The sequence below is a fragment of the Kitasatospora sp. NBC_01246 genome, assembly GCF_036226505.1.
Taxonomy (GTDB): Bacteria; Actinomycetota; Actinomycetes; order Streptomycetales; family Streptomycetaceae; genus Kitasatospora.
This window is the reverse complement of sequence record NZ_CP108484.1, coordinates 5,901,113-5,918,320: the sequence shown is the minus strand read 5'-3', so window position 1 is coordinate 5,918,320 and position 17,208 is coordinate 5,901,113. Positions and strand designations below refer to the sequence as shown.

Genomic DNA, 17,208 nt, shown 5'->3' with positions numbered 1-17,208 from the left:
TTCGTAAAGCCTGAGCCTTGGGTCGACTTGTCGACTGCCTATCAACCGGCAGATTGACGAAGAGCCACGGATCAGGCACGCACGGCGACGCCCGTCCCGGATCGTCGCGTCACTGCGCGTGCGAGGACGGCCGGGACACCCAGGCGCGACGTCGACGGATGACGTGGCAAAAAGGCAACCGTGCCACAGCGGTGTGACCGGGCGTAAGCCCGACACGCCGGGGAACTCAGCAAGGTTGTGGCCAGTCGCGAGCGGGCAGGCCACACTCAGTACGGGAGCAGCGACGCAGGTGACGTCGGCAGGCACCACCCGGGAGGTAACCGTGCCCGAACTGCGGGTTGTGGCCGTCAGCAACGACGGCACACGGCTGGTGCTCAAGGCCGCCGACAGCACGGAGTACACCCTCCCCATCGACGAGCGGCTGCGCGCCGCCATCCGTGGTGACCGTCCACGCCTCGGCCAGATCGAGATCGAGGTCGAGAGCCACCTCCGCCCCAGGGACATCCAGGCGCGGATACGAGCCGGTGCCTCCGCCGAGGAGGTCGCGCAGGCGGCCGGCATCTCCGTGGACCGGGTCCGCCGCTTCGAAGGGCCGGTGCTCGCGGAGCGCGCCTTCATGGCCGAGCGGGCCCGCAAGACCGCGATCCGCCGCCACGGCGAGTCCTCCGGCCCCCAGTTGGGCGAGGCCGTCGCCGAGCGGCTCGCGCTGCGCGGCGCCGAGAAGGACACCGAGCGCTGGGACTCCTGGCGGCGCGACGACGGCACGTGGGAGGTCATCCTCTGCTACCGGGCCGACGGCGAGGGCCGCAGCGCGTCCTGGACGTACGACCCGCCGCGGCGCCTGGTCCAGCCGAACGACGACGAGGCCCGCGCGCTGATCGGCGAGAACGTCGAGCGCGAGGAGGAGTCGGTCTTCCCGTTCATCCCGCGGATCGCGCGGCTCCCCCAGGAGCGGCCGCCCCGCCCGATGATCGACCGGCCCTCGGCCGACCGGATCATGTCCTCCCGCGAGGTGCGGGAGTCCCGGGAGGCCACCGCCGAGTCCCGTGACTCGCTGACCAGCCTGCTCGACGTGGTCCCCGCCTTCCGGGGCGACCTCGCGGTCGGCCCCGCCCCGATCGAACCGGTGCCGCCCGTCGAGGTCGCCGAGGAGACCGAGGAGCCCGCCGCCGCGGCCGCACCCGCGGTCGGTGCGGGCTCGGCGTACGCCGACATCCTGATGCCGCGTGCGGTCGCCCCGCACCGGGAGCGGCTGGTGGGCACCACGGACCGGCAGGCCGAGGCGGACGGTGTCCGGCCCGGGCGCCGGGCCACCGTGCCGAGCTGGGACGAGATCGTCTTCGGCAGCCGGCGCAAGAAGCAGGAGTAGGCAGACGTGGAACGAGGGGTGGCGGGCCGGTCGGCCCGCCACCCCTCTCCCGTTCCGTCGATCAGCCGGGCTGCTCGGTGACCGCCACCGGGCGGCTCTCGTCGCTCGACCACTCGCTCCACGAGCCCGGGTACAGCGCGGCTGGCAGCCCGGCCACCGCCAGGGCGAGGATCTGGTGGGCCGCCGTCACCCCGGACCCGCAGTACACCGCGGTCTCCCGCTCGGCGGCGCCCAGCGCGCGGAACCGCTCGGCCAGTTCGGCGGCCGGCCGGAACCGCCCGTCCGGGCCGACGTTCTCGGTGGTCGGCGCGGAGAGCGCCCCCGGCACGTGGCCGGCCCGCGGGTCGATCGGCTCGGTCTCGCCCCGGTAGCGCTCGCCCGCCCGCGCGTCCAGCAGCAGACCGGTCCGGGCCAGCGCGGCCGCGCCGTCCCCGTCGACCGTCGGCAACTGCCCGGGCACCGGCTTGAAGTCACCCGGCTCCGGGCTCTCCACCTCGGTGGTCACCGGCAGCCCGGCCGCCTGCCACGCGGCGAACCCGCCGTCCAGCACCCGCACGTCCGGGTGACCGGCCCAGCGCAGCAGCCACCAGGCGCGCGCCGCCGCCAGCGAGGTCGCACCGTCGTACACCACCACCGGACGGTCGGCGCGGACCCCGAGGCGACGCAGCGCGGCGCCCAACTCCTCCGGGTCGGGCAGCGGGTGACGGCCACCGCGCCCGGGCGGCCCGGCCGGGGCGGCGAGGTCGGTGTCCAGCGCAACGAAGCCCGCACCGGGCAGATGGCCCGCCGCGTAGTCCTCGATGCCGGGAGGGCCGCCGAGCTGCCAGCGCACATCGAGCAGGACGGGCGGACGCGCCGAGGCGAGCGCCTCCCGCAGGCCGGCCACCGACACCAGCGGGGAGTCATCGTGAGAGGTCGTCATGGCGGTCATTCTCGCGCAGCACCACCAACTCAACGCTCTTTGTGCGGTCTTTGCCGGACTTTCCGCGCGGCCCGAGGGTTCGACGCGCGCCAGGGTGGAACCATCACCCTCACGTGCGCAGGTCCGTGCGCCGACCGCCCCGTGAGGAGGCCCGCATGCCCGCGGTGACACTCCGGCTGGCCCAGGGCACGCCGTGCTGGGTCAGCCTGATGACCGACGACCTGGCCGGCGCCCGCGCGTTCTACGGCGAGCTGCTCGACTGGACGTACACCCCCGGCCCCACCGAGCTCGGCGACTACGTCCGGGCCGAGTCGGGCGGTGCGCCGGTCGCCGGCCTCGGCGTCGCCGCGGTGCCCGGCTTCCCGGTGCAGTGGACCACCTACTTCGCGGTGGACAGCGCCGACCGGACGGCCCAACTGGTGCACGAGTGCGGCGGAACGGTGGCGGTCGGGCCGCTCCAGGCCGAGCGGGCCGGACGGCTGGCGATCGCGGCCGACGTCTCCGGCGCGGTCTTCGGCCTCTGGCAGGGCGAGGAGCACATCGGCCGCGAGGCCGGACCCGAGCCCGGCGGACCGGCCTGGGCCGAGCTGCTCACGCCGGACGAGGAGGGCGCCGCGGTGTTCTACGGCGCGGTGCTCGGGCGGCCGGTGGCACCCGCTGGCGGCGAGTCCGCGCTGCTGGTGGACGGCCGGCCGGTGGCGGGCATCCGGCACGGCGCCGAGCTGCGCGGCCACCCGCCGCGCTGGCGAGTCCACTTCGCCGTCCAGGACGTCGAACTGACGGTCCGTCGGGCGATCCGGCTGGGCGGCCGGGTGCTGCTGGAGCCGCACGAGAGCGGGCGCGGACCGGTGGCTCGACTCGCGGACCCGCAGGGCGGGCACTTCTCGGTGCTGCAGGCGGGGCTCCGGTAGGAGCGGGTCAGGCCTGCTGCTCCTCGAAGGGCAGCACGTCCGGGGAGAGCACCGAGACGCGGGCGGTGGCGGCGGTCAGCCGGCGGCGGTGGTGCCGGCGGCAGAGCACCTCGTAGCCGACCTCGTCCTCGCGCACCGTGATGTCGCCGATCACGACCTGGGCGCCCTCGACCACCATCACGCCGCCCACCGTACGGGCGTTGTGGGTGGCCCGCGCGCCGCACCAGCAGAGCGCCTCGACCTGGAGGACCTCCACCCGGTCGGCCAGTTCGATCAGCCGCTGGGAACCGGGGAACAGCCGGGTGCGGAAGTCCGTGGTGATGCCGAAGGTGAACACGTCGATGCCGAGTTCGTCCACCACCCGGGCCAGTTGGTCGACCTGCTCCGCGGCGAAGAACTGGGCCTCGTCGCAGATCAGGTAGTCCACCCGGCCGCCGGCCGAGAGCCGGTGCACGACGTGGGCGTGGAAGTCGAATTCGTCCGCCACCTCGACCGCCTCGGCCTGCAGGCCGAGCCGGCTGGAGATGGTGGCCGCGCCGGCCCGGTCGTTGCGGGTGAGGATGATCCCCTGCCGGCCGCGCGCGGCGTGGTTGTGGTCCATCTGCAGCGCGAGCGTCGACTTCCCGCAGTCCATCGTGCCCGAGAAGAACACCAGTTCAGCCATGGGTGGTGCGAAGGCCTTTCACTTCAAGGGGGTTCACGTGCGGACTTCGAGCAGGGGCACGAACTGCTCGACCGGGGTCATCGAGCCGTGCAAACCGATCATCGCGGACTCGCCGGGCTCGTTGCGGGAGGCGGTCACCGCGACGTCGTCCCGGGCGGCGGCGACCACGTCGCCGATCCGCAGGTAGACCCGCTCGTCCACGGAGGGTCCGAACCAGCCTGCCGCGATCGCGTCGTCCCGGGTGGCCACCCACATCCGGTCGCCCAGCACCTCGCTCCAGACCGCGTACACGTCGGCGGCCGCGCCGGGCACCGCGTAGACGTGCCGGGCCCGGCCCTCGCCGCCGAGCAGGGCGACGCCGGCGCCCAGCTCCCAGTCCTCGTCGAAGTCGATCCGGTCCTCCGGAGCGATGTCGATCATGCCGTGGTCGGCGGTGACGTACATCGCCGACCGCGGCGGCAGCTGCTCGGCCAGGCGGCGGGCCAGGCGGTCCACCGCGTCCAGCGTCATCCGCCAGTCGTCGGAGTCCACCCCGAACCGGTGCCCCGCGCCGTCCAGCTCGCTCACGTAGGTGTAGACGAGGGCGCGGTCGTGCTCGGCCAGCCAGCGGGCGGCCTGGTCCATCCGCTCCTCGCCGGTGGTGCGGCCGAGGAAGCTGCCGCCGGAGAGCGCCACCCGGGTCAGCGGGGTCTGGGCGAACAGCGGCGAGGAGACCTGGGCTGTCGCCACCCCGGCGGCGTGCGTCTGCTCGAACACCGTCGGGTACGGCTGCCAGGTGTGCGGGGCGACCGGCGGCTGCCAGCGCAGCTGGTTCATCAGGTGGCCGGCGCCCGGCACCGCGACCGTGTAGCCGACCAGACCGTGCAGGCCGGGCGGGGTCCCGGTGCCGACCGAGGCCAGCGAGGTGGCGGTGGTGGACGGGAAGCCGGCGGTCAGCGGGCGGCCGGTGCCGGCGAGCGAGCTGCCGATCAGCGAGGAGAGGAACGGCGCGTACTCGGGGTGGCGCAGCAGCAGCTCCCAGCCGAGTCCGTCGACCAGGAATACCACCACCCGGTCGGCCGGGGCGATCGGCAGTGCGGCGGTGAAGCCGGGCACGCCGAGTCCGGCCGCCACCGAGGGCAGCAGGTCACAGAGCGAGCCGCCGCCGTACAGGGGGGCCGGGGCGGCGGCGGGGTCGAGGATCTCGAAGGCGTCGTGGGCGTCGGGTGCGAAGGACATGGGTGAGAGGCTGACTTCCTGGCTTCCGGTGCGTCGGCTCAGACCCGCGGACCGTTGCTGATCGTGGCGTCGGAGAGCGCCCGGGCGAACACCAGGGCCTGGGCGACCGTCTCCGGGCCGTCACCCGCCTCGCTGACCCGCAGTGACAGGTCGTCAGCGGTGGCCGATCCGGTGTATCCGTGGTCGGCCTCGCAGTTCGGGTCCGAGCAGCCGGCCGGCTCCAGGTCCAGGCGCTGCACGGCACCCCAGCCGATGGTCAGCACGACCTCGCGGGGCAGCGTGCCGGGGGTGTAGGTCTCCGGGTTGGCGACCATCCGGCTCACCACGACCGAGCCGATCCGGTCCAGCCGGACGCTCTCGGTGGAGGTGGTGGCGTAGGGCACCGCGGGGCCGGCCTCGCCGCCGGACTGCTCGTCGGTGTGGCTCACCACGAAACGGGTCGGGGTCAGCACCAGCACGGTGACGTGCCGGCGCACCTCGTTGGCGTCGAAGGTGGTCTCCTGGTGCACCAGGTAGGAGCTGATCGGCTCGGGACCCACCGCGGACTCGACCGCCTCGGACACCAGGGCCGGGTAGTAGCCGCTGCGCTCGATCGCCGAGCGCAGGTCCTGAGTGGTGGTGGTACCGGTCTTCGCCATAACTCCATCCTGGCATGGTCCGCCGACGAAGCGGGCGGCGCGGCGCCGAGCTTCCGGACGACAGCGCCCCCGGACAGGGCGCAACCAAGGAAGGTTACAGCGTGCTCATCGCGCGCGGGCCCAGATCGCTGCGGACGGGCAGGGGCGCGATCCGCACCCGCGCCCCCAGGATCGCCAGTCCGTGCGGGGCGACGACCACGGGTTCGAGGTCCACCGAGGCGACCTCCGGGAGATCGTCGACCAGCCGCGACACCCTCAGCAGCAGTTCCTCCAGGGCGGCGGTGTCCACCGCCTCGGCGCCGCGCCAGCCGAACAGCAGCGGGGCCGCCCGGACCTCGCGGATCAGACCGGCGACGTCCTGGTCGGTGGCGGGGACCAGGCGGTGGGCAACATCACCGAGCAGCTCGGCCGGGGCGCCGGCCAGACCGAAGGAGAGGATCGCGCCCACCGCCGGGTCGACGGTGGCCCCGATCACGGTGTCCACACCGCGCGGGGCCAGGCGCTGCACGACGAGTTCGGCCTGGGCGGCCCCGCCGAGCAGCGCGTCCAGCTCGCGGTGGGCGCGGCGCAGCCCCGGCTCGCCGGTCAGGTCGAGGCGGACGCTGCCGAGGTCGGGGCGGTGGCGCAGGTGCGGGGCGGTCGCCTTGAGCGCCACCGGGTAGCCGAGCGTCGCGGCGGCGCGGACGGCGGACTCCTCGTCGGGCGCGGGCAGGGTCGGGGAGACGTCGATGCCGTAGTGCGCGAGCAGCGCGGTGGCGCCGGCCTCCGGCAGGGTGATCCGCGCGCCGCCGGGCTGGGTGCGGGCGGCGATCGCGGTCCGGGTGCTGAGCGCCGCCTCGACCAGGTCGCGGGCGCCGCCCTCGTCGATCCGGTCCAGCTCCGGGACGCGGGCGGTCTCCTCCGCCTCGGCCGTCCGGCGCCGCCACTCGGCGTGGTGGACGGCGTGCGCGAGGGCGCGGACGGCGCGCTCCGGTGCCGGGTAGGCGGGGATGCCGCCCGGGCGGAGCCGGCTCGGCAGGTCGGTCAGCGCCAGGTGGGCGAGCACCAGCGGCTTGCCCAACTCCCTCGCGCGCTCGCCCGCTTCGAGCAGGGCGGCGGCGATCTCGGGGTCGTCGGAGCCCATCTCGGGATCGTCCGGGCCGGTCAGCCGGCCGCCCATGAAGGCGTGCGCGGAGGTGCCGATGGGCGGGATCGCGACGGCGATCACCGCGTCCACGGACGGGTCCGCGAGTGCGACGTCCAGCGCGATCCGGAAGTTCTCGCCGGTGGCGGCCGTGGTGAGGTCGACCGGGGTGCGGGGGCGCAGACCGGCGCTGAGGCAGGCGTCGTGGGTGAGCAGGCCGAGCGAGTCGGAGTTGCCGACCACGGCGACCCGGTCGCCGGGCGGCAGCGGCTGGAGCGCGAGCAGCTCCCCGGTGTCGTACAGCTCGGTGATGGTCTCCACCCGGGTGACGCCGGCCTGCTCGAACAGGGCGTCGACGGTGGCGTCGCGCAGCCCGCTGGCGGTGACCGGGATGGCGTGGCCGGGCGGCAGGCTGCCGGTGTGGCGGGCGCCCTTGACGACCACGATCGGCTTGACGGCGGCGAGCCGGCGGGCGATCCGGGTGAACTTGCGGGGGTTGCCGAAGGACTCCAGGTAGAGCAGCACGACATCGGTGGCCGGGTCCTCCGCCCAGTACTGGAGGAAGTCGTTGCCCGAGACGTCGGAGCGGTTGCCGACCGAGGCGAAGGAGGAGACGCCGAGGCCCCGGCGGTGGGCGGCCTCCAGCAGGGCGACGCCGATCGCGCCGGACTGGCAGAAGATGCCGAAGCCGCCCCGGCGCGGCAGGACGGGTGCGAGCGAGGCGTTGAGCGGGAGCGCGGGGTCGGTGTTGATCAGGCCGAAGGCGTTCGGGCCGATCACCCGCATGCCGGCCGCCCGGGCCTGGCGGACCAGGGCGCGCTGGCGGTCGCGGCCCTCCGGGCCGGTCTCGGCGTAGCCGGCGGTGACCACCACCAGGCCCTGCACGCCGTGCGCGCCGCAGTCGGCGACGGCGGCGGGGACGGCGGCGGCCGGGACGGCGATCACGGCGAGGTCCACCGGGCCGGGGATCTCCAGCACCGAGCGGTGCACCGGGACGCCGTCCAGCGCGGTGCCGGGCGGGGCGTTGCGGTTCACCGCGTAGACGCGGCGGTCGTCACCGTGCGGCAGCCCGCCGAGCAGGTCCCGCAGGATCGCCCGGCCGACGGTCTGCGGGTGGCGGGAGACGCCCACCACCGCGACCGAGCGCGGGGTGAGCAGCCGCTGCACGGACCGCGCCTCGGCCCGGTGCTCGCGCGCCCGCATCACGGCCAGCGAGGCGGCGGTCGGCTCCAGGTCGAACTCCAGGTGGACCACACCGTCCGCGAAGCTGCGGTGCTGGGTGTAGCCGGCGTCGGTGAAGACCTTCACCATCTTGCGGTTCTCCGGCAGCACCTCGGCCTGGAAGCGGCGGATGCCGCGCTCCTGGGCCACCGCGGCGATGTGTTCCAGCAGTGCGGAGGCGACCCCGCGGCCCTGGTGGGCGTCCTGCACCAGGAACGCCACCTCGGCGTCGGTGCCGGTCTCCGAGGGGCGGCCGTCGGCGTCGATCCGGTCGTAGCGGACGGTGGCGATGAAGCGGTCGCGGACCACCACGGCGAGGCCGACCCGGTTCACGAAGTCGTGGTGGGTGAAGCGGCGGACGTCCTTGTCGGAGAGCCGCGGGTAGGGCGCGAAGAAGCGGAAGTACTTGGACTGGTCCGACACCTGCTCGTAGAACTCGACCAGCCGGCCGGCGTCGGCGGGCGTGATCGGCCGGATCCGGGCCGTGCCGCCGTCACGCAGCAGGACGTCGGCCTCCCAGTGCTGCGGGTAGTCCGCGTCCTGGGACTGCCGGGGCTGGGGAGCCGGCCGGTTCTGCGGATCCTGCGGGGTCTGCTCGGGGTGCGGTACCGCGGAGTCGTCCACATTCGTCAGGTTATCCGGCGGCGAGCCGAATGGCGCCGGACGTGTCGTCGCGGCAGGGTGGAGACGGCCACTGGCCGGGGGTTATGCCCCCGAAAGAAACAATCACAAGTCCTGAACGCGGCGGCTCGCAGGGGTTGCCTGCGTGCAACACTGGTCTAGACAACATGGTCGAAGGACCCCCCCTGCCCCGGCCATGACCAGCTTCACCGGAAAGGCACGTCTCATGGCTGAGCGCCGCGTCACCATCGGTTGGGCCGAGGGCCTGCACGCCCGTCCCGCCTCCGTCTTCGTCCGGGCCGTCACGGCCACCGGCGTGCCGATCACCATCGCCAAGCCCGGCGGCACCCCGATCAACGCCGCCTCCATGCTCGGCCTGCTCGGCCTCGGCGCCCAGGGCGGCGAGGAGGTCATCCTCGCCTCCGACGCCGAGGGCGCGGACGAGGCCCTGGACCGCCTCGCCCAGCTGGTCCGGGAAGGCCTCGACGAGCTGCCGGCCGCCGCCTGAGCGAGTAGTCGAATACAGAATCGCCCGGCAGTCATAGCACTGCCGGGCGATTCTGTTCGCGTATTCGATCGCGTCGATACCATCGAGCGAACTTCGGGCTGTTCGACCCGCTCGAGCGGCAGGCCGCACAGATGCTCGCCGCATGACGTTCCTCGACCTTGAGCGCCCCGACCACGCCTACATGTTCGCCTTCCTCCAGGCGGACGGACACCTCAGCCGGCAGTCCCGCAACCGGGGCCGGCTCAGTGTCGAACTCTCCGCCTGCGACGCGCCGGTCCTTGAGGAGTTCCAGCGGCTCTGCCCGTACAACAGCAGCATCCGCCACCGGACGCGCAGCACGAACTTCAAGGCGGACCACACCTCGGTGACGTGGACGGTCTGCGCTCGCGAGTTCCGGGAGGAACTGCAGGTACTCGGCCTGCCGGTGGGCCGGAAGGCCGACATCGTCGCACCCCCGGGTGCGCCGTTCTCCGAGCGGGACTACCTCCGAGGCCTGATCGACGCCGACGGTTCGGTGGGAATCACGGCCAAGGGATTCCCCTTCATCAGCTTCGCCACTCGGAGTGACGATCTTGCCGCGTTCTGCTCCGGCTACGTCGAGCGGCTCTGTGGCGCGCGGCGAACGCTCAACCGCAACAAGCGGGACGCGGTCTACAACATCCTCTACACCAAGGAGAACGCACTGGCGGTCTCCGCCGACCTCTACTATTCCGGGTGCCTGGCGATTCCCCGCAAACTGGCGAGCGCCGAACGGGCAGCCGCCTGGATCCGCCCTGCCGACATGGCGGTGGCACCGCCGAGACGACGGTGGACACCGCAGGAGGACGACGTGCTCTTGCGGGCGCCGAGCCTCGACGCCGTCGCCGTCCAGCTCGGACGCACCCGCACGAGCTGCAGCCTTCGCAAGTGGCGGCTCGTCGGTCCCGAGCGGGCGCGAGCACGAATCCGGTAGCACGGACAACGAGGCGGGCCCGGCTCATGTCCGCGCCCGCCTCGTACCGGGTCAGCCCTTGATGCAGACGACCTGCTTGATCTGGGCGACGATCTCGACCAGGTCGCGCTGCTGCTCCATGACCTTTTCGATCGACTTGTACGCACCGGGAATCTCGTCGACGACGCCACTGTCCTTGCGGCACTCCACACCCCGGGTCTGCTCTTCCAGATCCCGGACGGTGAATCGCTTCTTCGCCGCCGAGCGGCTCATCTTGCGACCGGCCCCGTGGGAGGCCGAGTTGAACGCCGCCGTGTTCCCGAGGCCACGGACGATGAAGGAACTCGTCCCCATCGAGCCGGGGATGATCCCGTACTCGCCGCTCCCGGCGCGGATCGCCCCCTTACGGGTGACCAGCAGATCGACACCGTCGTACCGCTCCTCCGCCACGTAGTTGTGGTGGCAGCTGATCACCCCGTCGAAGGCGACCTTCTTCCGGGCGAACTCTCGGCGCAGCACGTCCTGGAACATCGCCATCATGACGGCGCGGTTGTTCTTCGCGTACTCCTGCGCCCAGTACAGGTCCTGCCGGTAGGCCGCCATCTGCGGGGTGTCCGCGATGAACACCGCAAGATCCCGATCGACCAGACCCTGGTTGTGCGGGAGCGAACGGGCCACACCCATGTGGTACTCGGCCAGCTCCTTGCCGATGTTTCGCGATCCGGAGTGCAGCATCAGCCACACCGCGCCCGTCGTATCGAGGCACAGCTCGATCATGTGGTTGCCGGACCCCAGCGTCCCCATCTGCTGCATGGCCCGCTCGCGGCGCCACTTGACCTCGTGGGCCACGCCGTCGAACCGCTCCCAGAAGTCGTCCCAGCCCGCCGCGGCGAAGCCGTGGAGCTTCTTCGGGTCGACCGGGTCGGTGTGCAGGCCGCGGCCGACCGGGATGGCCTGCTCGATCTTGGAGCGCAGTCGCGAGAGGTCGTCGGGCAGGTCCCCGGCCGTGAGCGAGGTCTTGACGGCGCTCATCCCGCAGCCGATGTCGACGCCGACGGCCGCCGGGCAGACGGCGCCCTTCATCGCGATCACGGAGCCGACCGTCGCGCCCTTGCCCAGGTGGACGTCGGGCATCACGGCGAGGCCGTGCAGCCAGGGCAGCGAGCTGATGTTGCGCAGCTGCTGCATGGCCTGGCCCTCGACGGTGGCCGGGTCGGTCCACATCCGGATCGGCACGCGGACGCCGGGTACCTCGGTGTACGACATGGTTGAACGACCTCCAAAGGTCGGCTGGTTCAAGCCTAGGTGGGGTGCCGCGCGAAGAGTCCCGGCGCGGCTCGGGGAAGTTCCGGGGGTGGGGCTCAGACGCCCTGGGCACAGCGGGAGAACGGCCTTGGGGAGCGTCGTGCAGTTCGCTCGACCCGCATGGTGACCGCCTCCTCCCGTTCGTGTGTGCCGGGGAACATCTACCCACGCGGCGCCCGGCGCCCGCAACGGGATAAAACGCGGGGGCCCGGCGGAGCGGAGTGCTCCACCGGGCCCCAGCCCGTACCGGGGGGATCGGGCGCTGATCAGGCGGTGATCACGGTGACCTCGCCGATGCCCAGCTCGCGCACCGGGTCGGCAATCGTGGCGGCGTCGCCGACCAGGACGGTGACCAGGCGGTCCGCCGGGAACGCCGCGACGACGGCCTCGGTGGCCTCCGCCGTCGGCAGCTCGGCGAGCCTGCGGTAGACCTCGGCCTGGTAGTCGTCCGGCAGGTCCTGCTCGACCTGGTCGGCCAGCGTGCCGGCGACGGAGCCCGCGGTCTCGTACTTCAGGGGGGCCACGCCGACCAGGAACTGCACGGCCTCGTCGCGCTCCGCGTCGGTGAGGCCCTCGGCGGCGAGGGTCCGCAGGATGGTCCAGGTGTCGGCGAGCGCCGGCGCGGTGGACGCGGTGTCCACCGAGCCGCTGATCGCGATCAGCGCACGGCCGGAGCCGTCGGCGGCGGAGCGCAGCGGCTGGGCGAACGCCCGGACGCCGTAGGTGTAGCCCTTCTCCTCGCGCAGGACGCGGTCCAGGCGGGAGGTGAGGGTGCCGCCGAGGCAGTAGGTGCCGAGGATCTGGGCGGCCCAGGCCGGGTCGTGGCGGTCCGGGCCGACGCGCCCGATGAGCAGCTGGGTCTGGACCGAGCCGGGGCGGTCGACGATGACGACGCGGCCGGTGTCGTCGCCGGTCACCGGGGCGTGCACGGTGGGCTCCGCGGTGGTGCCGGTCCAGGCGCCGAGGGTGGCCTCCAGGAGCGCGGGCAGGTCGGTGCCGGTGAGGTCGCCGACCACCACGACGGTGGTGGTGGAGGGGCGGACGTGGGCGTCGTAGAAGGCCTTGACGGCGGCCCGGTCGATGGACTTGACCGTGTCGGCGGTGCCGCCGCGGGGGCGGGAGAGCCGGTCGGCGCCGTCGAAGAGCTCGGCGTAGAGGGCCTTGGCGGCGCGGCGGGCGGGGTTGGCCGCCTCGTGGACGAGCTCGTCGAGCCGGTTGGCGACCAGGCGCTCGATCTCGTCCTCGGGCAGCGCGGGCGCGCGCAGCGCGTCGGCGAGCAGGCCGAGGCCGCGCTGGAGCCGGGAGGCCGGCACCTCCAGGGAGACCCGGAGGCCGGGGTGGTCGGCGTGCGCGTCGAGGGTGGCGCCGGCCCGCTCCAGTTCCGCGGCGAACTCCTCGGCGGTGAGGGTGTCGGTGCCCTCGTTGAAGGCGCGGGCCAGGATGGTGGCGATGCCGTCGAGGCCCTCCGGCTCGGCCGCGAGCGGGACGTCGAGCTGGACCTCGACGGCGACGAGTTGCTGGCCGGGGCGGTCGCAGTGCAGGACGGTGATGCCGTTGCCGAGGGCGGCGCGCTCGGGGGCGGGGAACGCCCACGGCTCTGCGGTGCCGGGCTCGGGCTTGGGGTGGAACGTCATGGCGGGGACGTAGTCGGTGCTCATGCGGCAGCGCCCTCCTCTTCGGTGGCGTCGGTGGCGGTCTCGTCGGCGTCGGTGTCGTCGCCGGTGGTGGGCTCGTAGACCAGGACGGCCCGGTTGCGCGGGTGCAGGCGGGCCTGGGCGACGGCCTGGACCTCCTCCGCGGTGACGTCGAGCACCTTGGCCAGGGCGCTGCCCAGCAGCTTCGGGTCGCCGAACAGGACGGCGTAGCGGCAGAGTTCGTCGGCACGGCCGGAGACGGTGGTGAGCCGGTCGAGCCACTCGCGCTCGATCTGGGCCTGGGCGCGCTCCAGTTCGGCGGCGGTGGGGCCCTCCGCGGCGAAGCGGGCGAGCTCCTCGTCGACGGCGGCGTCGATCTGCTCGATGGTGGCGTCGCCGGAGGTCTTGACGTCGAGCCAGCCGAGGCTGGGGGCGCCGGCGAGGCGGAGCAGGCCGAAGCCGGCGGCGACGGCGGTGCGGTCGCGGCGCACGAGGCGGTTGTAGAGGCGGCTGGACTCGCCGCTGCCGAGGATGGTGAGGGCCAGGTCGGCCGCGTCGGCCTCGCGGGTGCCGTCGTGCGGGAGCCGGTAGGCGGCCATCAGGGCGCGGGACGGGACGTCCTCGTGGATGTGCTCGCGGATCTCCCGGCCGAAGGTGTCGGGCAGGGTGCCGTCGCGCGGGGGCTGCTTGCCGTCGTGGCCGGGGATGGAGCCGAAGTACTTCTCCACCCAGGCGATGGTCTGCTCGGGGTCGATGTCGCCGACGACGGAGAGGACGGCGTTGTTCGGCGCGTAGTACGTGCTGAAGAACGCGCGGGCGTCCTCCAGGGTGGCGGCGTCGAGGTCGGCCATGGAGCCGATGGGGGTGTGGTGGTACGGGTGGCCGTCGGGGAAGGAGAGCGCGGTGAGCTTCTCGAAGGCGGTGCCGTAGGGCACGTTGTCGTAGCGCTGGCGGCGCTCGTTCTTGACGACGTCGCGCTGGTTCTCCATGGACGTGTCGTCCAGGGCGGCGAGCAGCGAGCCCATCCGGTCGGCCTCCAGCCAGAGGGCGAGCTCCAGCTGGTGGGCGGGCATGGTCTCGAAGTAGTTGGTGCGCTCGAAGCTGGTGGTGCCGTTGAGCGAGCCGCCGGCGCCCTGCACGAGCTCGAAGTGGCCGTTGTTCGAGACGCTGGCGGAGCCCTGGAACATGAGGTGCTCGAACAGGTGGGCCAGACCGGTACGGCCCTTCACCTCGTGGCGGGAGCCCACGTCGTACCAGAGGCAGACGGCGGCGACCGGGGTGAGGTGGTCCTCGGAGAGGACGACGCGCAGGCCGTTGGCCAGGCGGTGCTCGGTGATGGCGATGGCAGCGCCAGTTCCTCCGGTGGAGGCGGCTGCGGGGGCCGGGTTGGCCATGCGCTCGGGTCCTTCCCGTCGTCGATGTCGGGGGTTCGTGTGGCGTCCCCCATTGTGGTGCAACGCGGGGAGGGCTCGGATGTGTCCGCGCGGACCGGGCGTTCGCCAGGGGCGGAAGAGGGGCGCTGGCTCGGAGTGTCGGCGCGAGGGTCCACAATGGGGGCGCTGGGCCCTGTTGACGACAGCCGACGAGGACAGCACACGACGGCAGACGCAGACGACGACTGACGCCGACGAGACGCAAGCGAGACGTAAGGGAGCCCCGCCGCGATGGCCCGCCGCAGTTCGCAGACCCCGCCGCCCGGAGATTTCGAGGAGCGGATCCTCGACGTCGACGTCGTGGACGAGATGCAGGGCTCCTTCCTGGAGTACGCCTACTCGGTGATCTACTCGCGTGCGCTGCCCGACGCACGGGACGGTCTGAAGCCGGTGCACCGGCGGATCCTGTACCAGGCCAACGAGATGGGCCTGCGGCCGGACCGCGCGCACGTGAAGTGCGCCCGCGTGGTGGGCGAGGTGATGGGCCGGCTGCACCCGCACGGTGACGCGTCGATCTACGACTCGGTCGTCCGGATGGCGCAGCCGTTCTCGATGCGGCTGCCGCTGATCGACGGGCACGGGAACTTCGGTTCGCTGGGCAACGACGACCCGCCGGCCGCGATGCGGTACACCGAGTCGCGGTTGACGGCGGCTTCGATGGCGATGGTGGAGTCGATCCACGAGGACACCGTCGACTTCGGCCCGAACTACGACGGCAGCGAGCAGGAGCCGCTGGCGCTGCCGGCCGCGTTCCCGAACCTGCTGGTGAACGGCGCGACGGGGATCGCGGTCGGGATGGCGACCAACATGCCGCCGCACAACCTGTCCGAGGTGGTGGCGGCGGCCCGGCACCTGATCAAGCACCCGAACGCCGACCTGGACACGCTGATGCGGTTCGTGCCCGGGCCGGACCTCCCGACCGGCGGCCGGATCGTCGGCCTGTCGGGCATCCGGGACGCGTACGAGTCGGGCCGCGGCACCTTCAAGATCCGTGCGACGACGACGATCGAGAGCGTGACGGCCCGCCGCAAGGGCATCGTGGTCACCGAGCTGCCGTACAACGTCGGCCCGGAGAAGGTCATCTCGAAGATCAAGGACCTGGTCAACGCGAAGAAGCTGCAGGGCATCGCGGACGTCAAGGACCTCACCGACCGCGAGCACGGGCTGCGGCTGGTGATCGAGGTGAAGAACGGCTTCGTGCCGGAGGCGCTGCTGGAGCAGCTCTACAAGCTGACGCCGATGGAGGAGACCTTCGGCATCAACAACGTGGCCCTGGTGGACGGCCAGCCGCTGACGCTGGGTCTGAAGGAGCTGCTGGAGGTCTACGTCGACCACCGCTTCGAGGTGGTGCGCCGGCGCAGCGAGTTCCGTCGGCGCAAGCGCCAGGAGCGGCTGCACCTGGTCGAGGGCCTGCTGGTGGCCCTGATCGACATCGACGAGGTCATCGCGATCATCCGGTCGAGCGACAACGCGGCGCGGGCGAAGGAGCGCCTGATGGAGCGCTTCTCGCTGTCGGAGACGCAGACCGCGTACATCCTGGACACGCCGCTGCGCCGGCTGACCCGGTTCGACCGGGTGGAGCTGGAGGAGGAGCAGGCGAAGCTCAACTCCGAGATCGCGGAGCTGACCGAGATCCTGGAGTCGGACACCCGGCTGCGCAACGTCGTGTCGGGCGAACTGGCCGCGGTGTCGAAGCAGTTCGGCACCGAGCGGCGAACGGTGCTGCTGGAGGCGGGCGCGGCCCCGTCGGCGGCGCTGTCCGTTCCGCTGGAGGTGGCGGACGACCCGTGCCGGGTGCTGCTCTCCTCGACGGGCCTGCTGGCGCGGACGGCGGACGGCGAGCCGTTCGAGGTGTCGGAGAAGCGCTCCAAGCACGATGTGGTCGTTTCGGCGGTGCCGGCCACGGCGCGGGCGGACATCGGTGTGGTGACGTCGGCGGGCCGGGTGCTGCGACTGCCGGTGATCGACCTGCCGGCGCTGCCGCCGACGCCGTCGCCGACGCTGGCGGGCGGCGCCGCGGTGGGCGAGTTCCTGCGGCTGGAGACGGGCGAGCGGGCGCTGGCGCTGACCACGTTGGACGAGTCCTCGCCGGGTCTGGCGCTGGGCACGGCGCAGGGTGTGGTGAAGCGGGTGGTGCCGGAGTGGCCTGCGAACAAGGACGAGTTCGAGGTGATCGCCCTCAAGGAGGGTGACGAGGTGGTCGGCGCGGTCGAGCTGCGCACCGGCGAGGAGGACCTGGTCTTCATCGCCTCCGACGCCCAGCTGCTGCGCTACCCGGCGGGCCAGGTGCGCCCGCAGGGCCGACCGGCGGGCGGCATGGCCGGGATCAAGCTGTCGGACGGCGCCCGGGTGCTCTCCTTCACCGCCGTGGACCCGGCCGTGGACGCGGTGGTGGTCTCGGTGGCCGGTGCCTCGGGCACGCTGACGGGCGAGGAGCAGAGCTCCTGGAAGGTCACGCCGTTCGAGCAGTACCCGCGCAAGGGCCGGGCCACCGGCGGCGTGCGCTGCCAGCGGTTCCTGCGCGGCGAGGACGTGCTGTCCTTCGCCTGGGCGGGTGCCGCGCCGGCCCGCGCGGCCGGCGCCAAGGGGGCTCCGGTCGACCTGCCGGAGCGCGACCCGCGTCGTGACGGGTCGGGCACGCCGGTGACGGCGCCGATCGGTGTGGTGGCCGGCCCGGTGTAAGGGCGGAACGGTGTAACGGCGGCCCGGT

Annotated in this window: 13 protein-coding genes; 5 read left to right on the top strand and 8 right to left on the bottom strand. The window is 73.0% G+C overall.

Annotation, left to right across the window (positions count from 1 at the left end):
- The first annotated feature begins 289 nt into the window (after window positions 1–289).
- On the top strand, window positions 290–1,369 hold the full coding sequence (gene sepH, locus OG618_RS25655) for a septation protein SepH (RefSeq protein WP_329489890.1): 1,080 nt from the start codon (window positions 290–292) through the stop codon (window positions 1,367–1,369).
- 61 nt (window positions 1,370–1,430) lie between these two features.
- Here the strand turns inward: sepH and OG618_RS25650 are convergent, their stop codons facing one another.
- Window positions 1,431–2,291, bottom strand: a complete 861-nt coding sequence (locus tag OG618_RS25650) for a sulfurtransferase (RefSeq protein WP_329489889.1) — start codon at window positions 2,289–2,291, stop codon at window positions 1,431–1,433.
- A 155-nt stretch (window positions 2,292–2,446) separates the two neighbouring features.
- Here OG618_RS25650 and OG618_RS25645 point away from each other — a divergent pair, with 155 nt between their 5' ends.
- Window positions 2,447–3,202, top strand: coding sequence for a VOC family protein (locus tag OG618_RS25645; protein ID WP_329489888.1), 756 nt, complete (start codon window positions 2,447–2,449; stop codon window positions 3,200–3,202).
- Window positions 3,203–3,209: 7 nt separating this feature from the next.
- Here the strand turns inward: OG618_RS25645 and OG618_RS25640 are convergent, their stop codons facing one another.
- The 4 genes from OG618_RS25640 to OG618_RS25625 form a co-directional block, all read right to left on the bottom strand.
- Window positions 3,210–3,866 (bottom strand): thymidine kinase, encoded by a 657-nt coding sequence (locus OG618_RS25640; RefSeq protein ID WP_329489887.1) that lies wholly within the window; start codon window positions 3,864–3,866, stop codon window positions 3,210–3,212.
- Window positions 3,867–3,899: 33 nt separating this feature from the next.
- Window positions 3,900–5,084, bottom strand: a complete 1,185-nt coding sequence (locus OG618_RS25635; RefSeq protein WP_329489886.1) for an alkaline phosphatase family protein — start codon at window positions 5,082–5,084, stop codon at window positions 3,900–3,902.
- A 38-nt stretch (window positions 5,085–5,122) separates the two neighbouring features.
- Window positions 5,123–5,722 carry a DUF5998 family protein gene (locus OG618_RS25630; protein ID WP_329489885.1) on the bottom strand — a complete coding sequence of 200 codons (600 nt, stop codon included), beginning with the start codon at window positions 5,720–5,722 and terminating at the stop codon, window positions 5,123–5,125.
- A gap of 94 nt (window positions 5,723–5,816) precedes the next feature.
- Complete coding sequence (locus OG618_RS25625; RefSeq protein ID WP_329492272.1) at window positions 5,817–8,570, bottom strand: bifunctional acetate--CoA ligase family protein/GNAT family N-acetyltransferase; 2,754 nt, start codon at window positions 8,568–8,570, stop codon at window positions 5,817–5,819.
- A gap of 343 nt (window positions 8,571–8,913) precedes the next feature.
- Between OG618_RS25625 and OG618_RS25620 the strand changes: the two genes are divergently transcribed.
- Both OG618_RS25620 and OG618_RS25615 read left to right on the top strand, forming a co-directional pair.
- Complete coding sequence (locus OG618_RS25620; RefSeq protein ID WP_329489884.1) at window positions 8,914–9,195, top strand: HPr family phosphocarrier protein; 282 nt, start codon at window positions 8,914–8,916, stop codon at window positions 9,193–9,195.
- A gap of 142 nt (window positions 9,196–9,337) precedes the next feature.
- Window positions 9,338–10,147 (top strand): LAGLIDADG family homing endonuclease, encoded by an 810-nt coding sequence (locus tag OG618_RS25615; protein WP_329489883.1) that lies wholly within the window; start codon window positions 9,338–9,340, stop codon window positions 10,145–10,147.
- 51 nt (window positions 10,148–10,198) lie between these two features.
- On the opposite strand, the gene OG618_RS25610 is transcribed toward OG618_RS25615, so the two are convergent.
- The 3 genes from OG618_RS25610 to OG618_RS25600 all read right to left on the bottom strand — a co-directional run bounded on the left by OG618_RS25610 (window position 10,199) and on the right by OG618_RS25600 (window position 14,459).
- Window positions 10,199–11,392 carry an RtcB family protein gene (locus tag OG618_RS25610; protein ID WP_329489882.1) on the bottom strand — a complete coding sequence of 398 codons (1,194 nt, stop codon included), beginning with the start codon at window positions 11,390–11,392 and terminating at the stop codon, window positions 10,199–10,201.
- 305 nt (window positions 11,393–11,697) lie between these two features.
- Window positions 11,698–13,089: a M16 family metallopeptidase gene (locus OG618_RS25605; RefSeq protein ID WP_329489881.1), complete on the bottom strand. Its 1,392-nt coding sequence runs from the start codon at window positions 13,087–13,089 to the stop codon at window positions 11,698–11,700.
- Entirely contained in the window at window positions 13,086–14,459 is a 1,374-nt protein-coding gene (locus OG618_RS25600; RefSeq protein ID WP_329489880.1) for a M16 family metallopeptidase, read from the bottom strand. Before OG618_RS25600 ends, OG618_RS25605 begins: the two co-directional genes overlap by 4 nt.
- Window positions 14,460–14,729: 270 nt before the next feature.
- Here OG618_RS25600 and OG618_RS25595 point away from each other — a divergent pair, with 270 nt between their 5' ends.
- Entirely contained in the window at window positions 14,730–17,180 is a 2,451-nt protein-coding gene (locus tag OG618_RS25595) for a DNA gyrase/topoisomerase IV subunit A (protein ID WP_329489879.1), read from the top strand.
- The last annotated feature ends 28 nt before the right edge of the window (window positions 17,181–17,208 follow it).